General features: G+C 62.6%; 18 protein-coding genes and 1 tRNA gene. 9 read left to right on the top strand and 10 right to left on the bottom strand.

Annotated features, from left to right (window positions below; all coding sequences use genetic code 11):
• Positions 1 to 2: 2 nt before the first annotated feature.
• The 5 genes from secDF (at position 3) to EB231_RS18860 (ending at position 5,290) form a co-directional block, all read left to right on the top strand.
• Entirely contained in the window at positions 3 to 2,552 is a 2,550-nt protein-coding gene (gene secDF / locus EB231_RS18840) for a protein translocase subunit SecDF (protein ID WP_172350190.1), read from the top strand.
• Between the two features lie 25 nt (positions 2,553 to 2,577).
• Positions 2,578 to 2,973: an Mth938-like domain-containing protein gene (locus tag EB231_RS18845; protein ID WP_172350191.1), complete on the top strand. Its 396-nt coding sequence runs from the start codon at positions 2,578 to 2,580 to the stop codon at positions 2,971 to 2,973.
• A 1-nt stretch (position 2,974) separates the two neighbouring features.
• The gene (locus EB231_RS18850; RefSeq protein WP_172350192.1) at positions 2,975 to 3,826 is read left to right on the top strand and encodes a phytoene/squalene synthase family protein; all 852 of its coding nucleotides are present in this window, start codon (positions 2,975 to 2,977) and stop codon (positions 3,824 to 3,826) included.
• Positions 3,827 to 3,905: 79 nt separating this feature from the next.
• Positions 3,906 to 4,340: a hypothetical protein gene (locus tag EB231_RS18855; protein ID WP_172350193.1), complete on the top strand. Its 435-nt coding sequence runs from the start codon at positions 3,906 to 3,908 to the stop codon at positions 4,338 to 4,340.
• Positions 4,340 to 5,290, top strand: a complete 951-nt coding sequence (locus tag EB231_RS18860; protein WP_172350194.1) for a sterol desaturase family protein — start codon at positions 4,340 to 4,342, stop codon at positions 5,288 to 5,290. Before EB231_RS18855 ends, EB231_RS18860 begins: the two co-directional genes overlap by 1 nt.
• Positions 5,291 to 5,329: 39 nt before the next feature.
• Here EB231_RS18860 and trmFO read toward each other — a convergent pair whose 3' ends face one another.
• The 3 genes from trmFO to EB231_RS18875 form a co-directional block, all read right to left on the bottom strand.
• A complete protein-coding gene (gene trmFO / locus EB231_RS18865) occupies positions 5,330 to 6,742 on the bottom strand; it encodes a methylenetetrahydrofolate--tRNA-(uracil(54)-C(5))-methyltransferase (FADH(2)-oxidizing) TrmFO (RefSeq protein ID WP_172350195.1) in 1,413 nt (470 codons plus the stop codon).
• A gap of 571 nt (positions 6,743 to 7,313) precedes the next feature.
• The gene (locus EB231_RS18870; RefSeq protein ID WP_019858543.1) at positions 7,314 to 7,454 is read right to left on the bottom strand and encodes a DUF1127 domain-containing protein; all 141 of its coding nucleotides are present in this window, start codon (positions 7,452 to 7,454) and stop codon (positions 7,314 to 7,316) included.
• A gap of 49 nt (positions 7,455 to 7,503) precedes the next feature.
• Positions 7,504 to 7,644 carry a DUF1127 domain-containing protein gene (locus EB231_RS18875; RefSeq protein WP_013531315.1) on the bottom strand — a complete coding sequence of 47 codons (141 nt, stop codon included), beginning with the start codon at positions 7,642 to 7,644 and terminating at the stop codon, positions 7,504 to 7,506.
• A gap of 235 nt (positions 7,645 to 7,879) precedes the next feature.
• Here EB231_RS18875 and EB231_RS18880 point away from each other — a divergent pair, with 235 nt between their 5' ends.
• Both EB231_RS18880 and EB231_RS18885 read left to right on the top strand, forming a co-directional pair.
• Positions 7,880 to 8,998: a DUF2157 domain-containing protein gene (locus EB231_RS18880; RefSeq protein WP_172350196.1), complete on the top strand. Its 1,119-nt coding sequence runs from the start codon at positions 7,880 to 7,882 to the stop codon at positions 8,996 to 8,998.
• On the top strand, positions 8,995 to 9,579 hold the full coding sequence (locus tag EB231_RS18885) for a GDYXXLXY domain-containing protein (protein WP_172350197.1): 585 nt from the start codon (positions 8,995 to 8,997) through the stop codon (positions 9,577 to 9,579). Before EB231_RS18880 ends, EB231_RS18885 begins: the two co-directional genes overlap by 4 nt.
• A 20-nt stretch (positions 9,580 to 9,599) precedes the next feature.
• On the opposite strand, the gene EB231_RS18890 is transcribed toward EB231_RS18885, so the two are convergent.
• Positions 9,600 to 9,682 (bottom strand) — tRNA-Leu (locus EB231_RS18890).
• Positions 9,683 to 10,040: 358 nt separating this feature from the next.
• Here EB231_RS18890 and tig point away from each other — a divergent pair.
• On the top strand, positions 10,041 to 11,525 hold the full coding sequence (gene tig, locus EB231_RS18895) for a trigger factor (RefSeq protein WP_056572338.1): 1,485 nt from the start codon (positions 10,041 to 10,043) through the stop codon (positions 11,523 to 11,525).
• 165 nt (positions 11,526 to 11,690) lie between these two features.
• Positions 11,691 to 12,215, top strand: coding sequence for a hypothetical protein (locus tag EB231_RS18900; RefSeq protein WP_172350198.1), 525 nt, complete (start codon positions 11,691 to 11,693; stop codon positions 12,213 to 12,215).
• A 44-nt stretch (positions 12,216 to 12,259) separates the two neighbouring features.
• On the opposite strand, the gene EB231_RS18905 is transcribed toward EB231_RS18900, so the two are convergent.
• The 6 genes from EB231_RS18905 to EB231_RS18930 are packed head-to-tail and all read right to left on the bottom strand — an operon-like array spanning position 12,260 to position 18,129.
• Complete coding sequence (locus EB231_RS18905) at positions 12,260 to 13,576, bottom strand: M20 family metallopeptidase (RefSeq protein ID WP_172350199.1); 1,317 nt, start codon at positions 13,574 to 13,576, stop codon at positions 12,260 to 12,262.
• On the bottom strand, positions 13,576 to 14,535 hold the full coding sequence (locus EB231_RS18910) for an ABC transporter permease (RefSeq protein WP_172350200.1): 960 nt from the start codon (positions 14,533 to 14,535) through the stop codon (positions 13,576 to 13,578). The genes EB231_RS18905 and EB231_RS18910 overlap by 1 nt, the downstream gene beginning before the upstream one ends.
• Positions 14,532 to 15,479 (bottom strand): ABC transporter permease, encoded by a 948-nt coding sequence (locus EB231_RS18915; RefSeq protein ID WP_246740676.1) that lies wholly within the window; start codon positions 15,477 to 15,479, stop codon positions 14,532 to 14,534. The genes EB231_RS18910 and EB231_RS18915 overlap by 4 nt, the downstream gene beginning before the upstream one ends.
• Positions 15,480 to 15,525: 46 nt before the next feature.
• Positions 15,526 to 16,512 (bottom strand): autoinducer 2 ABC transporter substrate-binding protein, encoded by a 987-nt coding sequence (locus EB231_RS18920; RefSeq protein WP_172350202.1) that lies wholly within the window; start codon positions 16,510 to 16,512, stop codon positions 15,526 to 15,528.
• Positions 16,513 to 16,546: 34 nt separating this feature from the next.
• On the bottom strand, positions 16,547 to 17,317 hold the full coding sequence (locus EB231_RS18925) for an ATP-binding cassette domain-containing protein (protein ID WP_172350203.1): 771 nt from the start codon (positions 17,315 to 17,317) through the stop codon (positions 16,547 to 16,549).
• Positions 17,318 to 17,352: 35 nt separating this feature from the next.
• A complete protein-coding gene (locus EB231_RS18930; protein WP_172350204.1) occupies positions 17,353 to 18,129 on the bottom strand; it encodes a glutamine amidotransferase in 777 nt (258 codons plus the stop codon).
• Positions 18,130 to 18,180 lie beyond the last annotated feature (51 nt).

Genomic DNA, 18,180 nt, shown 5'->3' on the forward strand with positions numbered 1-18,180 from the left:
ATATGCTGTATTTTTCGCGCTTCAAGATGATCCTGATCTGGCTGGCCGTGGCCGCCACAGTGGTCCTCGCCGCGCCCAATCTCATTCCCGCGAGCACATTGGCCCAGCTCCCGAGCTGGGTGCCGAAGCGGCAGATGACACTCGGCCTCGACCTGCAGGGCGGTTCGCACATCCTGCTCGAGATGAACCAGAACGATCTGATCAAGGATCGGCTCGAGACAACGCGCGACGAAATCCGCACGCTGCTGCGCGACGCCAAGATCGGCTACACCGGCCTTGGCGGCACGGGGCGGACCTTGCAGGTCCGCATCACGGATCCGGCGCAACTCGACGCCGCCAAGAAGGCGTTGAAGACCTTGACCGATCCGGTCGCCGCCGGCCTGTTCACCGGCGGGTCGATCCAGGAAATGTCGCTGGACGATTCCGAACCGGGCCTGCTCAAGTTCACCGTCACCGACGCAGGCATCAAATACCGCACGTCGACCGCCTTGGCGCAATCGATCGAAGTGGTTGAGCGCCGCGTCAACGAACTCGGCACCACCGAGCCTATCGTGCAGCGGCAAGGCGACGACCGCATCCTTGTCCAGGTGCCAGGCCTGCAGGATCCGCAGCGGCTGAAGGAAATCCTCGGCCAGACCGCAAAGCTGACCTTCCAGATGGTCGACCAGTCGATGCCGGTGCAGGACGCGCTCAAGGGGCGCCCGCCCGCCGGCTCCTCGGTGCTTTATTCCCAGGACGATCCGCCGGTTCCGTATCTGATTGAAAACCGCGTCATCGTTTCGGGCGAAAACCTCGTCGACGCGCAAGCGACGTACAATTCGCAGAACAATGAGCCGGTGGTTTCATTCCGCTTCGATTCGAAAGGGGCCGCGCGCTTCGGCCAGGCGACCTCGCAGAATGTCGGCAAGCTGTTCGCCATCATCCTCGACAACCAGGTGATCTCGGCGCCGCAGATCCGAGAGCCAATCCTCGGCGGCACCGGCCAGATTTCAGGCAATTTCACCGCCCAGAGCGCCAACGATCTCGCCGTGCTTTTGCGCGCTGGTGCGCTGCCGGCGACGCTGACGGTGATCGAGGAACGCACTGTCGGTCCAGGCCTTGGCCAGGATTCGATCCATGCCGGCAAGGTCGCCGGCATCATCGGTTCGATCCTCGTCGTTGCCTTCATGTTCGTCGCCTACGGCTTCCTCGGCTTCCTCGCCAACATCGCGCTGGCGGTGCATGTGGCGATGATCGTCGGTGTGCTGTCCCTGCTCGGCGCGACGCTGACCTTGCCGGGTATCGCCGGTATCGTGCTGACCATCGGCATGGCGGTCGATTCCAACGTGCTGATCTACGAACGCATCCGTGAAGAGCGACGAGCTGGCCGCTCCGTGATCCAGGCGATCGACACCGGCTTCTCGAAGGCGCTGGCGACCATCGTTGATTCCAACGTCACGTCGCTGATCGCCACCGTGGTGCTGTTTTATCTCGGCACCGGTCCGGTGAAGGGCTTTGCCATCACCTACGCCATCGGCATTTTGACCACCGTCTTCACCGCTTTCACCTTCACGCGCCTGCTTGTGTCGATCTGGCTGCGCCGCGCCCGTCCGAAGGAATTGCCGAAGGCGCCGGTGACCTTCATTCCGCCGGGCACCAAGATCCCCTTCATGGGCATCCGCCGCTGGACGTTCGCGCTGTCGAGCATCTTGTCGGTGCTGTCTGTCGTGCTGTTCATGACCGTCGACATCAACTACGGCATCGACTTCAAGGGCGGTTCGATGATCGAGGTGAAGGCCAAGAGCGGCGATGCCAATATCGGCGATATCCGCAGCCGATTGATGGAGCTCAACATCGGCGAAGTGCAGGTTCAGCAGTTCGGCGCGCCGAACGACGTGCTGATCCGCGTCGGCACGCAGGATGGCGGCGAGAATGCCGAGCAGACGGTCATCGACAAGGTGCGCGGCGAGCTGCAGGACCAGTATGATTTCCGCCGCGTCGAGGTTGTGGGACCGACGGTTTCCGGCGAACTTGCCAAGCAAGGCACCATCGCCATGCTGGTCGCGCTGGTCGGCATCCTGGTCTATGTCTGGTTCCGTTTCGAATGGCAGTTCGCGGTCGGCGCCATCGTTGCGACGGTGCACGATGTGGTCATGACGCTCGGCTTTTTCGTCATCACCGGCCTCGAATTCAACCAGTCGTCGCTGGCGGCGATCCTGACCATTATCGGCTATTCGCTGAACGACACGATCGTGGTCTATGACCGCGTCCGCGAGGATTTGCGAAAATACAAGCGAATGCCGCTGCCACAGCTGTTGAACAACGCCATCAACGAGACACTGTCGCGAACGACGCTCACCTCGGTGACGACGATCCTGGCCTTGCTGGCACTGGTGCTGTTCGGCGGCGAGGTCATCCGCTCCTTCACCATGGCGATGCTGTTCGGTGTTGTGTTCGGCACCTATTCGTCGATCTTCATCGCCGCACCGCTGCTGATCCTGTTCAAGCTGCGGCCGCAGGCCACGGCCGACGAGGAGAAGCCGGTGGGTGGCGGCAAGGCGGTCGCGACCTGACGCGCGGCCCCGAAGGGGTGACTGAGTGGTGACCGGCAGAGGGATCGTAATCCGCGAGGCGCATTTCCCAGGCCGCGCTCCGATCGAGGCCTATGGCAATGGCGGGTTCCGCTTTGCGGACATGTCGCACCGCGGCTCGTTGCTGTGCCTGCCGTCCGGCATCCATGGCTGGGAGCCGGCGGACGCTACTGCGCTGACGGTGGCGGATTTCGACAAACTTCTGGTCGAGGCCGACAAGGTCGAGATCCTGCTGGTCGGCATGGGCAGGGATCTCCGGCCGTTGCCGGCGGCGTTGCGGGCGGCGCTGAAAGAGGCAGGCATAGCGTCCGATCCGATGTCGACCGGGGCAGCGGTGCGGACCTACAATGTCCTCCTGGCGGAAGACCGCGCAGTGGCTGCCGCGCTCATCGCCGTCGATTGATATGTCCGAAAATGCCAAAATCGTCATGGACGCGGTGCGCGCCGCCGACCATGACCGGTATCTAACGGCGCTCTACGCGCCCGTCGGCAAGCGCGATGCGCTGTTTTCGCTTTACGCTTTCAATGCCGAGGTTGCGGGCATTCGCGACCGCATCCATGAAGCGTTGCCGGGTGAAGTACGGCTGCAATGGTGGCGCGATCTCATCGCGGCCGACAATGATGGCGCAGGCATCGGCCATCCCACCGCCGACGCGCTGAAGGCGACAATTTCCGTCCATCGCCTGCCGAAACTGGCCTTCGAGAACATGCTCGAAGCGCGCATCTTCGATCTCTACGACGATCCGATGCCGTCGCGCACGGATCTCGAAGGCTATTGCGGCGAGACGGCAGCCGCGCTCATCCAGCTTGCGGCGATGGTGCTCGATCCCGTCGAGGCGCCGCGCTTTGCAGAACTGGCGGGCAGGGCGGGCTGTGCGCAGGCCATGACCGGCCTGCTTCTGCTGTTGCCGCTGCACCGCAAGCGCGGGCAGTGCTTTATCCCGGCCGACATCCTGGCGGCGGCGGGATCGCCGCCGGAAGAATTTGTTGCCGGCGATGGCGGACCTGGGGCGCAGCGCGCCGTGGCGGCGATGATCGCGCTGGCACGCGAACACCTCTCCGCCTTCGAGCGGGGCGCCGCGGAATTGCCGGCGTCGTTACGCCCAGCATTCCTGCCGCTGGCGCTGTCGCGCGCCTATCTCGACAAGATGGAAGGCTCGAGCCATTCACTGCTCGACAGCGTCGCGCGGCTCTCTGCCCTGCGCCGACATTGGCTCCTGTTGCGGCGCGCAAGCAAGGGCTGGCCGGTACTTTGACGTAAACGTCAATCGTGTTAAGGATTCGGCCCAGCCGAAAACTGTCGCCGAAGACGACAGACCGGCCCGGAGGAATTCCATGAGCTTGCCCGTGCTGGTCGCGATCGTCGCCTTTGGCATTGCGCTGTCGGTCGCCGCGGTGCATTTCACCGGCGGCAGCAAGACGGCCACACTGGCTGGTCCGGATCAGGCGTTGCACCGTTTCGCCGAAGATTACCCTGACGAGACGGCTGTGACAGTCCGCCTGACGGCAGACGCCAAGACGGCATTTCTGGATCTTGGGCGAGGGCGTATCGGCATTGTTCACAGCATCGGCGATTGCTTTTTGACCCGCATCGTCACGCCTGCAGACACAAAGGTCTCCGGCTCTGACGACGCGCATACGATTCTGGTTCGGCTGACGGATTTCACCTGGAAGGGCGGTCGATTCCGCTTCGCGAGTGCCGCCGATGCCCAGGCCTTGCTGAAGGCTCTGGGCTCGCATCATTCAAATTCCGTGAGGGAGGCCGCGTGATGGACAGCTATGATTTCCCGCAGGTCACCCAACTGGCCATTCCGTTCTTCGTCGCCGCGATCCTGATCGAGCTCTGGCTGGTGCGCAGCGGCCGCGCCAAGGGCTCGTTCGAGACGCGCGACACGCTGGCCAGCCTGATGATGGGCACCGGCAATGTCGTCGCCGGGCTGCTGCTTGGCGTCGTCTCCTACTGGGCCTTGCTGTGGCTGTGGCAGTTCCGCGTCTTCAATCTCGGCCTGTCGGTCTGGGTGTTCCTGGCCGCCTTCCTGCTCGATGATCTGCACTATTATGTCTATCACCGCATTGCGCACCGGGTGCGCTGGGTGTGGGCCGAGCATGTCAACCATCATTCGAGCCAGCACTATAATCTGTCGACGGCGCTCCGGCAAAGCTGGACCGGGCTGTTCACCTTCATGTTCGTGCTGCAGGCGCCGCTGGTGCTGCTCGGCTTCCATCCGGCGGTAATCGCCTTCACCTTCGGCTTCAACCTGGTCTGGCAGTTCTGGATCCACACCGAGACCATCGGCAAGATGTGGGGCTGGTTCGAATTCATCTTCAACACGCCGTCCCACCACCGCGTCCATCACGCCACCAACCCGCGCTATCTCGACGCCAACTATGCCGGAACGCTGATCATCTGGGACCGCGTGTTCGGCACCTTCGTCGAGGAATTGGAGGAAGACAGGCCGCGCTACGGCATCGTCAAGAATCTCGGCACTTTCAATCCGTTGAAAGTGGCCTTCCACGAGTGGATCGGCATGTTCAGGGACGCTTTCGCGTCGGGCCTGACGCCCGGCGATCGCATCAATTACCTGATCAAGCCCCCCGGCTGGAGCCATGACGGCTCACGCGAGACCTCGGAGAGCCTGAAGGCCGCCTATGTCAGGCGGAATCCCGGTGAGGCGGGCAAGCCTGGGTTGCCGATGGCGGGTGCCGAGCCGGCGGAGTAGGATAGTATCCTACTTTCTACTTCGGGTCCAATCTGGGGGCTATTCCGCTGCTTCGGCCGTTTGCGCCGGCAGCCCCAGCCATTGCCGGCAATCGCCCAGCGCGCGTGATGTGATGGCGTGCCTTTTGGCGACCGTCTTGTCCTTGCCGCGCAGGCGCTTGCCTTCGGTCTTCGGCGCTTCCACCGGGGGGAACAGGCCGAAATTGACGTTCATCGGCTGGAACGAGCGCTTGCCCGGCTCGTCATCGGAAACAATATGGCCGCCGGTGATGTGGTTGAGCAGCGCGCCGAAGGCCGTGGTGAGCGGCGGCAGCGACGGCGCATGGCCGAGCCTTTCGGCGGCGGCGAAGCGACCTGCCAGCAGGCCGATGGCCGCGCTTTCGACATAGCCTTCGCAACCGGTGATCTGGCCGGCGAAACGCAGGCCCGGGCGCGACTTCAGCTGCAGCGAGGCGTCGAGCAGCGTCGGCGAGTTGATGTAGGTGTTGCGATGCAGGCCGCCGAGGCGGGCGAAGTCGGCGTTTTCCAGGCCCGGAATGGTGCGGAAGATACGGACCTGCTCAGCGTGCTTCAGCTTGGTCTGGAAACCGACCATGTTGTAGAGCGTGCCCAGCGCATTGTCCTGCCGCAACTGGACGACCGCATAGGCCTTCACCGTCGGATTGTGCGCATTGGTCAGGCCCATCGGCTTCATCGGCCCGTAGCGCAGCGTCTCGACGCCGCGCTCGGCCATGATCTCGATCGGCAGGCAGCCGTCGAAATAGGGCGTGCCTTCCCATTGCTTGAATTCCGTCTTCTGGCCATCGACCAATGCCTGCACGAAGGCAAGGTACTGTTCCTTGTCCATCGGGCAATTGATGTAGTCCTTGCCGGTGCCGCCAGGCCCGACCTTGTCGTAGCGCGACTGGAACCAGCAAATGTCCATGTCGATCGTGTCGAAATGGATGATCGGCGCGATGGCGTCGAAGAAGGCGAGCGCATCAGCGCCGGTCGCCTCCGCTATCGACTGGGCAAGTCCAGGAGCGGTCAGCGGCCCGGTGGCAATGATCGCCTGATCCCAGTCCGCCGGCGGCAGGCCTGGCACTTCCTCGCGCTGGATGGTGATCAGCGGATGTGCTTCGAGCTTCTTCGTCACGGCCCCGGAGAAACCGTCGCGGTCGACGGCAAGCGCGCCGCCGGCCGGCACCTGGTTGGCGTCGCCGGCGCTCATGATCAAGGAGCCGGCCAGCCGCATTTCGGCGTGCAGCAGCCCGACCGCGTTGTTTTCGGCATCGTCGGAGCGGAAGGAATTGGAACAGACCAGCTCGGCCAGGCCATCCGTCTTGTGGGCGTCCGTGCCGCGAACCGGCCGCATTTCATGCAGCACAACGGGAACACCGGCTTGCGCCACCTGCCATGCGGCTTCGGAACCGGCGAGGCCACCGCCGATGATGTGGATAGGATTTTTGCTCATGAGCGCCGGAATAATCGCTTGCCGCCGCGATTGCAATTGTCGCGCGGCGGTGAACGGGAAACGCCTGGTCGGGAGAGCTTGCCCTCGGAAACAACAACACCCGCCGGGGGAGGAGGTCCGGCGGGTGTCGTTTTGGGGGTCGACCCTCGGGAGGAGGTGAAGGCCGACCGTATTCGTCATCGCCGGGGAGGAGGTCGGCTTTGACGAAATTCCTTTCGCCATCTTGAAGAGGGGCGAAACCTCTGGGGCAAAATTCGTTGCCGCCTGGGAAACAGCGCCCGCCGCGGGAGGAGGTGCGGCGGGCGCCGTTTGGTTGGCCAACCCTCGGGAGGAGGTGAAGGTTGGGCCTATTCGTCATCGCCGGGGAGGAGGTCGGCTCTGACGAAATTTCTTTCGCCATCTTGAAGAGGGGCGAAACCTCTGGGGCAAAATTCGCTGCCGCCTGGGAAACAGCGCCCGCCGCGGGAGGAGGTGCGGCGGGCGCCGTTTTGGTGGTCAACCCTTGGGAGGAGGGTAAGGGCTGACCGTCTTCGCTGGGCTCGGGGAGGAGGTCGATCCCAGCGAAATTCCGTTAGATTGCCCTGCGGGCGATGATCTTGATTTCGTCACGGACGATACCGAGATCATGCAGCTGGCGGTTCGAAAGGCGACCCAGCTCGGTAACCGTCTCGCGATAAACGCGCCAGTTACGATAGTTGCGGATCAGGTTCATTGTCGTTCTCTTTTCAGAAACTTGTTCGGACCATTAGCGGTCCGAAGAATTAGACCGCCTTGCGAGCGACGTAAGGAATGTCGCTGCGGCTGATGCCGAGGTCGGTCAGTTCGCGGTTGCTCAGGCGGCTCAGCTCGGACACGGTGTCCCTGTAGCGGCGCCAGTTGCGGTAGTTGCGGATCAGGTTCATGGTAGTTCTCGTTTCGTCTTTCTTGCGGATCATTCCGTTTGTGTACGAACCATAAATAGGCGGGCCCATATCGATTTAAAAGCGCTATGGCTGCATGGCAGCAATGCAAATTGTGCAATGCAACATTAATACGCCTTCACGGGCCTGACACAAAGAAGCCAGAATCAGAAAGTGCCGTGACGTCAACGGTTTGGCTGGTTCGGCTGAAAAAACGACCTAGCAAGGGAGGCCGGGCATGGCAGGGTACTCGACACGGGTCAGGTCCGACATCGCGCGGTGGCTGCAGACAGGCCTGATTGATGCCGCGACAGCCGACTCCCTGACGCGTGACGTCGAGGCCAACGCGCGCAAATCACTCAGCTTCGGTTCAATCCTGGCGATGATGGCGGCGCTGCTGTTTGGCGCGGCCATCCTGATCTTCGTCGCCGCCAACTGGGATGCGATCCCGCGGCTCGCTCGAGTGGCCGCGCTCTTTGCCATCATCCTTGGCGGCTATGTCGGCGGCGCGGTGCTGAAGACGCGCGACCATGCGGCGATCGGCGAAGCGCTGTGGATCGTGGCTGCTGCTGCTTTCGGCGGTTCGATCGCGCTGATCGGCCAGATGTATCATTTGTCCGGCGACGAGGCTTCCGCGCTGGTCACCTGGGGCGCCGGCACGGCGCTGGCGGCGGTGGCGCTACGATCGAACCCCCTGACTGTCGCGGCGGTGGGTATCGCCGACGCCTGGCTATTCTTGAAAGGCTTCGATTACTACAGCCGCAGCAACTTTCCGCATGCCTTCGTCGTCATGGCCGTCGCGCTGTTTGCCGTCTCATTCTGGACCCGCAGCCAGCCGGCGCGGCACCTGATCATCCTGTCGTTGCTTTTCTATCTCGTGCTGTTGGCCGGGAATCACGCGACGCTGCCGGTGGCGATCCCCCTTGTCATTGTCTCTGCCGTGCTTTTCACGGCTGCCGTCTTCGCACCGGAACCAGTCGACCGGATCGTGCACCTTGGCGGCCGCTTGCCCTTGCATGCCCTGCTCGGCTTCCTCACCGGCCTGGCAATCATCCAGTTCGAACTGGCGGACGAAAGCACCTATAATAGCGGCTTCACCATCGCCTCGGTCGTCGCGCTCGCCGGCATTGTTGCCGCTATCGTGCTGGCGGGACGGGAAAGCCGAGGCCTGCGCTGGCTCGCCTATCTCGGCTTCGCCTTCGAACTCGCCATGATCTATGTCGTGACCTTGCAGTCGATGCTCGATACGGCCGGCTTCTTCCTGGCAGCCGCGGTGCTGCTCGGTATCCTGGCAGTCGTCATCATTCGCGTCGAAAAACGCATGAAGGGTCCAGCCACCACGGGAGCCACGGCATGATGACCGGGAAAAGGCTTGTTATCTCGGCGCTGGTGTTGGCCCTCGTCCAGATAGGGTTCCTGAGCTGGATCATCGCCGGCCGGGCGGCGATCCTGCGCAACGGCAAGGAAGTGCTGCTGAAGATCGAACCCGTCGATCCGCGTGACCTGCTGCGCGGCGACTATATCATCCTCGGCTACGACATTTCGCGCATACCGGTGAAGATGATCGCCAACATTCCCGCCGATAAACTTTCCAGCGACGACACCTCGATCGTCGTGCGCCTGAAGAAGGGCGCCGATGGCTACTGGACGCCGACCACCGCCTGGTTCGGCAAGGCTCCGGCACCGGCCGCTGCCGACGAGGCCGATATTCTGGGCCATGTCGCCGAAGGCTGGGATCTGCGCGGCGAGGGCATGACGATCGCGCCGGATTACGGCATCGAGCGCTTCTACCTGCCGGAGGGCGAGGGCATCGCGATCCAGAACGACATGCGGGTGCGCCCGTTCGGGATACGTCTTGCACTCGCCAGCGACGGTACCGCGCAGATCAAGGCGCTGGTCGATGGCGACAAGACGTTGTTCGAGGAGCCGCTCTATTAGTGATGTTGGATGTCTATCGTTGGTGCGGGTAGAGGGACTCGAACCCCCACGATCTCTCGCCAGAACCTAAATCTGGTGCGTCTACCAGTTCCGCCATACCCGCATGGCCCGGCAATCTCATGTAGCCATCATTCTGTCAATGTCGGAGACAAGATGTTGGGTCAGGGCCGAAATGCTGGTTATTCGCCTAAACGCGAAGACTGTTGAAAATTAGCCTCGCCTGTGACAAAAGGCGTGTCAAATGTGACGGGACGCGACGATCCGCTTCTACAGAATGTGATAAGAAGTAGGAAAAACAAGAACTTATTCACATTTTGGAACGCAGTTTGGGAGAGTTTGAGCCGTAATTTCGGTCAAATCGCCAGGTTCCGTACCAAAAGCCATTCCCGGCAAGATTATACCGGCAGGCTGTAAACGGCAGAGGCCGTGGCAGTCTCATTGGTGAAAACAAAGGTTTTACGATGCAGGTCACCGAAACGCTCAATTCCGGTCTCAAGCGCGAGATCAAGATCACCGTGCCGGCCGGTGACATGGAAGCCAAGCTGATGGCGCGGCTGTCGGACGCGCGCAACAAGGTCCGCATCAACGGCTTCCGCCCCGGCAAGGTGCCGGTGCAGCACCTGCGCAAGGTCTACGGCAAGTCGTTCATGGCCGAAGTGGTCAACGAGATCCTCAATGATTCGACCCGCTCGATCATTACCGGCCGTGGCGAAAAGGCCGCCATGCAGCCCGAAGTCATCATGACCGAGGACGAGAAGGAAGCCGAGAAGATCCTGGCCGGCGGCACCGACTTCGAATTCCGCCTCAACTATGAGGTCATCCCGGCGATCGAGATCAAGGATTTCTCGGACATCAAGGTGACGCGTCAGGTGTTCGACGTGCCGGACAGCGAGATCGACGAGCAGGTCAAGCGCGTCGCCGAATCGGCACGCAGCTACGAGCCGAAGACCGGCAAGGCCGCCGAAGGCGACCGCGTCAGCATCGACTATGTCGGCAAGATCGACGGCGAGGCCTTTGCCGGCGGCGCCGGCACTGATCAGCCGCTGGTGCTGGGCTCCAAGGAGTTCATCCCTGGTTTCGAGGACCAACTCATCGGCGCCAAGGCTGGCGACGAAAAGCAGGTCACCGTGACCTTCCCGGAAAATTACCAGGCGGCCCATCTGGCCGGCAAGGAAGCGACCTTCGACGTCACCGTCAAGGAAGTGTCGAAGCCGGGCGAACTGGAAATCAACGACGAGACCGCCAAGAACCTTGGCCTGGAATCGCTGGAGCGCCTGCGCGAGATCGTACGCGGCCAGATCGAGAACCAGTTCGGCTCGATGACGCGCCAAAAGGTCAAGCGCCAGCTGCTCGACCAGCTCGATGCGGCCTATTCGTTCGAGGCGCCGTCGAAGCTCATCGACGCCGAGTTCAACAACATCTGGGCGCAGGTCAATCGCGATCTGGAAGCCGCCGGCCGCACCTTCGCCGATGAAGAGACGACCGAAGAAGAAGCCCGCGCCGAATATCTGCGTCTTGCCGAGCGCCGCGTGCGCCTAGGCCTGGTGCTGGCCGAGATCGGCGAGAAGGCCGGCGTCACTGTATCGGACGAGGAATTGCAGCGTGGCCTGTTCGAGCAGGTTCGCCGCTTCCCGGCCAACCAGCAGCAGGAAGCTTTCGAGTTCTACCGGAGCAATCCCGAAGCGCTGAACGCGCTGCGCGCACCGATGTTCGAGGAAAAGGTGGTCGATCATCTGCTCGGCCAGATCTCGGTCACCGACGTCAAGGTCAGCAAGGAAGAGCTGATGGCCGATGACGAGGAAGCGGAAACCACGACCAAGGCGAAGCCCGCGAAGAAGGCCGCGGCCAAGAAGGCCGAAGCCAAGGCGAGCGAGGCCAGCGACGAGGCAGAAGAGCCGAAGAAGAAGGCCGCGCCGAAGAAGAAGGCCGCCAAGGACGCCGAATAGGTTTCCCGCACTTGATGGAATCGACGAAGGCCGCCCTCGAGGCGGCCTTTTTCGTTGCGAAACTGCAACAGCCGGGTCACTTCTCGGGACACGGCACTTGGCGATACCGGGCGTTGATCATTATCTGCGCTGCTGCTGCAAACCGTATGGTTCCTGGAGGGGGCGTTGAGCCTATTCTTTGAAACAGGGCGTGCTGTCGCCCTGGCGCTCGTTCTAGCCTTCGCCTGTGATCTTGCCCAAGCCGACGCGCTTGCCGGCGACTGGCGCTTCGGCACGGATGACGCTGGCCTTGTCACTGCTTCGCTCCATGCGACCAACAAGCTGATCACCGGCGGCGGCGCCTTGAGCTACAGCCCGGTGCTGACCATTGCCTGCCGGGCGGACGGCGAACCGCGCTGGACCGAATGGCTTCAGTTGAATGACGGGGTTTCGGCCAGCCGCAAGATCACCATGTCGGTTAGCGTCGACGGCGGCGGCAAGTTCGACGAGAGCTGGTCGGTCGGGTCACGCGGCCGAATGCTGGTGCGCGACGGCGCCGACGGCATCAAACGCCTTGTTCCCGCAAGCCGGCTGTCGCTTTCCTGGCGGTTCGGATTGTTGTCAGGCCGCGGCCAGGCGGATTTCGACCTTGCCGGGCTTGAAGATGCGGTGGAGCAGATCGCCGGGACCTGCCGGACCGATCCGCCTTGAGCGCGGCCGGGTTCTAAACCTTCGCAATTTTTCCTGCAATTGCTCTAGCGGCACCATTTCTCGACGGCGATCGCAATGGCCTTTGTGCAATCGACGAGATCGCGCACCGAGACCCGTTCGTTCGGCTGATGTGCCTGCGCCGGGTCGCCTGGGCCGAAATTGACGGTCGGCGTGTTGCCAAGCCCGGTCGGCAGGCCGATGTCGCTGTGCGCGCCGAAGCCGCTGAGGATTGGTGACAGCTTGGCTTCCTCGACCGCCTGCTGGAAGACGCCGACGAACGGATTGTCCGACGGGATCTCGGCGCAGTCGGCGTCGAGGATCCATTCGACGCGGGCCGGGTGCTTTCGCAGATAGGGGTCTGCCTGGCAGACATTGGCGATGTGCTCTTCGATTTCGCGTTTGACGTTGCCGCCCAGCCTGAACTCGTCATGCTCGCTCGGCAGATACTGCGCATCGATGATGATCTCGCCGCGTCCTGCCATGGAGGAGGGGTGTTCGCCGGCATTGATCTGAGTGACGATGATCTGGTTGGGCAGGTCCATCAGTGGATGGTTCTTCCTGGGATCGAACATCCAGCGCCGATTGAGAATGTCGATACCGTCGAGGATTTGCCGGCAAAGCTGGACGGCATCGACCGGGCCGCTCGAGTACCAGGCATTCGGTGTGAGTTCGGCATGGCCGCCTATGCCGTCGATGATGATCCTGCCCCACAGGATGCCGTGGCAGAGCGGCGCTATTCTGTTCGCGGTGGGTTCGGTCATGATGCCGGCGTCGGCGTGAAAGCCGCGATCGACCATGGCGAGCGAGCCCATGCCGCCGATCTCCTCGTCGACGACGGTGGTGAAGACGATGTCGCCGGACAGAGGAATGTCGAGTTCCTTCAGGATCTCGACGGCCATCAGCATGCAGGCGACGCCGCCTTTCATGTCGACCGTGCCGCGGCCGTGCAGAAATCCATCCTTGAGGACGGGCTTGAACGGGTCTGATGTCCAGTGGCTGGCGGCGCCGGGTGGGACGACGTCGATATGGCCGGTGAGCATGATGGAACGCCCGCCGCCGGTGCCCTTCAGGACGCCGCCGAGATTGGGCCGGCCATCGAAGGTCCTGCCCTTGTTGGCGCCGGCGCGGCCTTTGTATTTTTCATAGAGCGCCGGACCGTCCGGGTCCCATAGATCGGTCGTGAAGCCGAGCGCTTCGATGCGTTTTTGCAGGTAGAGCTGGCAATCACGCTCACCCGGCCCGGCCTCCTTGGGATTGGATTTTACGATCGAGGGGAAGGCGACGAGATCGCTCAGCGTTGCGACGATGCGGTCGGCTGCTGCCTCGACGCGTGCGGCGATGATCTCTTCTTTGGACGGCATCATGATCTCCAACGTTGGGAAAGTCGGTCGGCGAGAAGGACGAAAACCAGAAGGGCGCCGACAATCCCCACCTGCCAAACCGTGTTGATGTTCAATTGCAGAAGACCGGTCTTCAGCGTGACCAGCAGCAGGACGGCCGCGAAAACGCCGCCGACGCCACCGCGCCCGCCGGTGATGACGATGCCCCCCAACATGGCGGCGGTCAGCGATTCAAGTTCGAGGTTCTGGCCGATATTGGGCCTGCCGCTGCCGAGCCAGGCGAGCGAAACCAGACCGGCGGCACCGGCGAGCGCTCCGCTCAGGCAATAGAGAATGAAACGCACGCGATCGACCGGGATGCCGACCAGCTTGGCCGAGCGTTCATTGAAGCCCATGGCGTAGATCCAGCGCCCCCAGGCCGTCGAGATCAGCACCAGGCCAGCCAGGACGAAGCACGGGATGGCAAGTGTGAGGAAGGGCATGGGAATGCCCATCACCACGCCACGCCCCCAGACAAGCAGCCATGACGGCACGCCGGCCTGGGTGGCACCGCCGGTGACGGCGAGGGCCGCGCCTGAATAGACGAAGAATGTGCCGAGCGTCGCTATAAAGGGAAGCAGGGCGAGCCCGTTGACCAGCCATCCGTTCAATGCGCCTAGCATCGCCCCGGCCAGGATGCAGACGACTGGCAGCAGGACAGGTGGCAAGCCCAGCTTGACGCAAAGCATCGCGACGATGGCGGATAATGAGACCGCGCCGCCGACCGACAGGTCGATGCCGGCGCCTCCGGCCAGGATAACCAGTGCCTGGCCGAGGCCGACCAGCGCCAGGATCGTCGAGAACTGAAGAATGGTGGTGACCGTGCCGAGGTTGAAGACCGAAGGCCTGAGCACAGCCAAGCCGACAACCACGATCAGCCAGAGCCCGCAGAGCAAGGCCAAGGTGAGGGCTGGGCCCTGCAGATTGCGGAGCGTTTTCATGCGCGGGCCCGCTGTATCAGGCCAAATGGCAAGCGGTTGGAGGCGGCCTCGAAGCCGAGCACGCCGATGATGAGAACTCCGGTGACAACGGGTTGCCAGAGCGAGGGGACACCGATCAGCAGCAACCCGTTCTGGAGGATTCTCAAAAGCAGCACGCCGAGCACGGTGCCGATCAGGCTGCATTTGCCGCCCAATATGCTCGTGCCGCCGAGAATGACCGCGGCAATGGCATCGAGCGCCAGCGTGCTGCCGACCGTCATTTCCACATTGCGGTAGGTGGCGACATAGAATGTGGCGGCAATGCCGGTCAGAAGGCCGCTGATGAGGAAGGTCATGAAGCGGGTCTTGATGACCGGTATGCCCGACAGCCGCGCCTTTTCCTCCGAATTGCCGATCGCCAGCAGATGCAGCCCGTAGGGCGTTCGCCGCAACGCCAGCCAGACGATGAGATAGGCAATGGCGATCACCAGGGCGGGAACGGGGACGCCGAATACGGTTGTTGCAAGGATGTTGGTTAGGCTCGAGGGCAGGCCGGAAAGCCATTGCCCACCGAGCAGGACAAAGACGGCGGTGCGGTAGACGCCGAGCAGGCCAAGCGTGCCGACGATGGCGGGGACCCGGCCGAGGACGACGACAATTGCCGTCACGCATCCGAGCAACGCCCCGACCAGCGGACCGACAATGATCGCCAGCACCGGACTGCCATCGGCTCCGAGCACGCGGCCGATGGCGATGGCCGCCAGCCCCATGACGATGCCGATCGACACATCGATGCCGCCCATCGCCAGCAGCAAGGTCATGCCAAGGCCGATCAGCAGCAGTTCGACACTGTTGCGCAGCACCGTCGCCGCATTGCCAGAGGTGGCATAGTGAGGCGATGCGACAGAAAAGATGGCGATCGCCAGCAAACAGGCGACAAGCAGAGACCACTCTCGTCCGTTCATGGAGAAGACACCGTTTGCAGACCGTCGCACCGCGCTCATGTCAGGCTCAGAAGTTGAACTTGTCGACATTGTCCTTGGTGAAGACAGCCGGCGGCCCGAGCAGCAAAATGCCCTTGGTTGCGTCATAGGTGACGGGCTTTTCCAGACCGGCGATCTTGTTCTCGGGCTCGAAGGCCTTGCCGTCGATCAGCTGTTTGCCGGCCCAGACCGTGAGATAGCCGAGCTGCTCGGGATCCCACAGCACGGTGAAGCCGAAGGCGCCGCTCTTCAGGTAGGAACGCGCCGTGTTCGGGCTGCAATAGCCGGCGCCGATTACGGAACCGATCTTGCCGGCGGTCTCGATGGCCTGGGCGACGCCCGGGCAGGTCGAGGATGCGACGGCGATGATGCCCTTGATGTCGGGGTTGGCAGCCATGAGATCGCCTGAGATTTGCGCGGCGCGCTCCGCCGTGCCGCCGGCGAATTGCGGGGCGAGCAGCTTCAGCTTCGGATATTTGGCTGTGGCTTGCTTCTGCATGAAGCCGATCCAGGCGTTGAGGTTGGACGCCGTCGCCTCGCCGGAGACGATACCGATCGTTGCGTCCTCGCCGACGCGCTTGACGAGTTCGTCGATGATGGTCGTGCCAAGGCCTTCGTCGGTCGCCTGGGCCACATAGACCGCGCGGCCGCTATCGGGCGCATCGCTGTCGCTGGTGAACAGTTTGATGCCCTTGGCCTTGGCGCTCTCGACCACCGGGGCGATGCTGGAGGCATCAAGCACGCTGACCGAGACCGCTTCGACGCCCTGGTCGATCAGGTTCTGCACGATCTGCAACTGGTCGACCGGGTTGGTGTCGACCGGGCCGGAATAGATGAAGTCGACGCCGAGATCCTTGGCGGCGCGATTGCCGCCGGCTTCCATGGCGTTGAAATAGGGGATGCCGATCAGTTGCGGGACGAAGGCGACCTTGTGCTTGTCCGCGGCATGCGCTGTCGTGGCAACAACGAGTGACAATGCGGAGGCGGCGAGCACTTTCTTGAGCTGTGAAAGCATTTTGGTTTGATCCTCTCTGGAAATGACGTGCGTTTCAGTTTGTTTTTTCGAGCGCCCGCACGTCGGGATGAGCGCCTGTTATGAGCGAAACGACTTCTTCGTGATTGGTCTCGGTGGCCAGCCGCTCGGCCACCTTGCGGCCGCGTCGGAACACGACGATGCGGTCGGCAACCTCGAAGACTTCGGAAATGTTGTGGCTGATGAGGACGACGGCGCAGCCGCGCGCGGCGAGCCGCCGGGTCAGCGCCAGCACCTTACGGGTCTCGGCGACGGCAAGGGCCGCCGTCGGTTCGTCCATGATGACCAGCTTGGCATTGAGATTGAGCGCCCGGCAAATGGCGACAGCCTGGCGCTGACCGCCGGACAGGCTGCCGACCGGCGCTTCCGGGTCGGAGATATGGGCATCGAGTTCTTTCAGCAGGCCGTCGACGCGCAGGCGCATTTCCTGGCGCTTCAGGAACGGGACGCCAAAAATGGAGCGTTTCAATTCCCGGCCGAGAAACACGTTCTCCGCAATCGAAAGGTTCTCGGAAAGCGCCAATTCCTGGAAGATCGTCGCGATCCCCGAGGACGCCGCATCCTTGGGGGAGGAAAAGGCGACCGGCTTGCCTTCGACGACGAGTTCGCCGTCGCTCGGCGCATGAGCGCCGGCCAGGATCTTGATGAAGGTCGATTTGCCCGCGCCATTGTCGCCGAGCAGCGCCAGCACCTCGCCGGAGCGGATCTCCAGGTCGACATTCGCCAGCGCGGTCAGTGCGCCGAAGCGCTTGGCGATGTTTCTGGCCACAAGAAACGGTGCTGTCATGGTGGTTCCCCAGCGTTGCTGATCGGACTGAGTGGCTAGATGGTCTTGCTCACCCAGCGCAGCACATTGGTCCAAAGGCGCGCATAGCCGGGCCACTCGACAAAGCTGTTGGGCAGCCAGTGCGGGCCGATATCCGATGTCCAGACCAGGGTGCGGCCTTCGCCATGGCGTCCGGTGACCAGCAGCGGGTGGCCGCCCTGGTCTTGCGGCAGCCGCGCTAGGACTTCGACATCGTCCCGGTCGCGGGCAACGACCTCGTTGGCGCCGAGAAGAATGGGCCATTCGCCGTCGATGCCGGCAAAGAGCGGATGATCCCTGGGGCCGGTGATCTCGGGCCGAAAGCCCTCGGGGATTTCCAGCCGGTCGTCATTGGGAAGACAAGTCACCGGCAGCGCATCCTCGACAGCCGTGCGGTGCCAGCGCGCCTTGCCGTCGATGCCCTGGAAGGAGAAATAGCCGCCGATCATGATCAGGCCGCCGCCGGCCAGCGTCCAATCGCGCAGAAGTTTGAGCCGGTTGGGAACCGTCTTGCCGTGCAGCCAGACATCGGGATGGAGCAGCAGCGAGTTCGCACCGATGTCGGACAGGATGATCGCCCTGTATTGAGACAGGCCTTCCATGGTGAAAGGCAGCTTTTCGACAGCCTCATGGGCCGGCATGTAATCGAGATCGAACTCGCTGTCCTTCAGGGCGGCAACGAGCGGTGTTGCACCCAGATGAAAGGTGACGCTGCCGAACTGATCGAAGCCCTTGTAGTGGGTTGCCGAACTCATCCAACTCTCGCCGACCAGAAGGACTTTTGCTTTCGCCATGATCATATTCTCCTGATTTCGCCTGATGGGCGGATGTCCAGAAATAGATAA

Origin of the sequence: Mesorhizobium sp. NZP2298, from assembly GCF_013170825.1 — a bacterium.
In the GTDB taxonomy this organism is placed as follows: domain Bacteria; phylum Pseudomonadota; class Alphaproteobacteria; order Rhizobiales; family Rhizobiaceae; genus Mesorhizobium.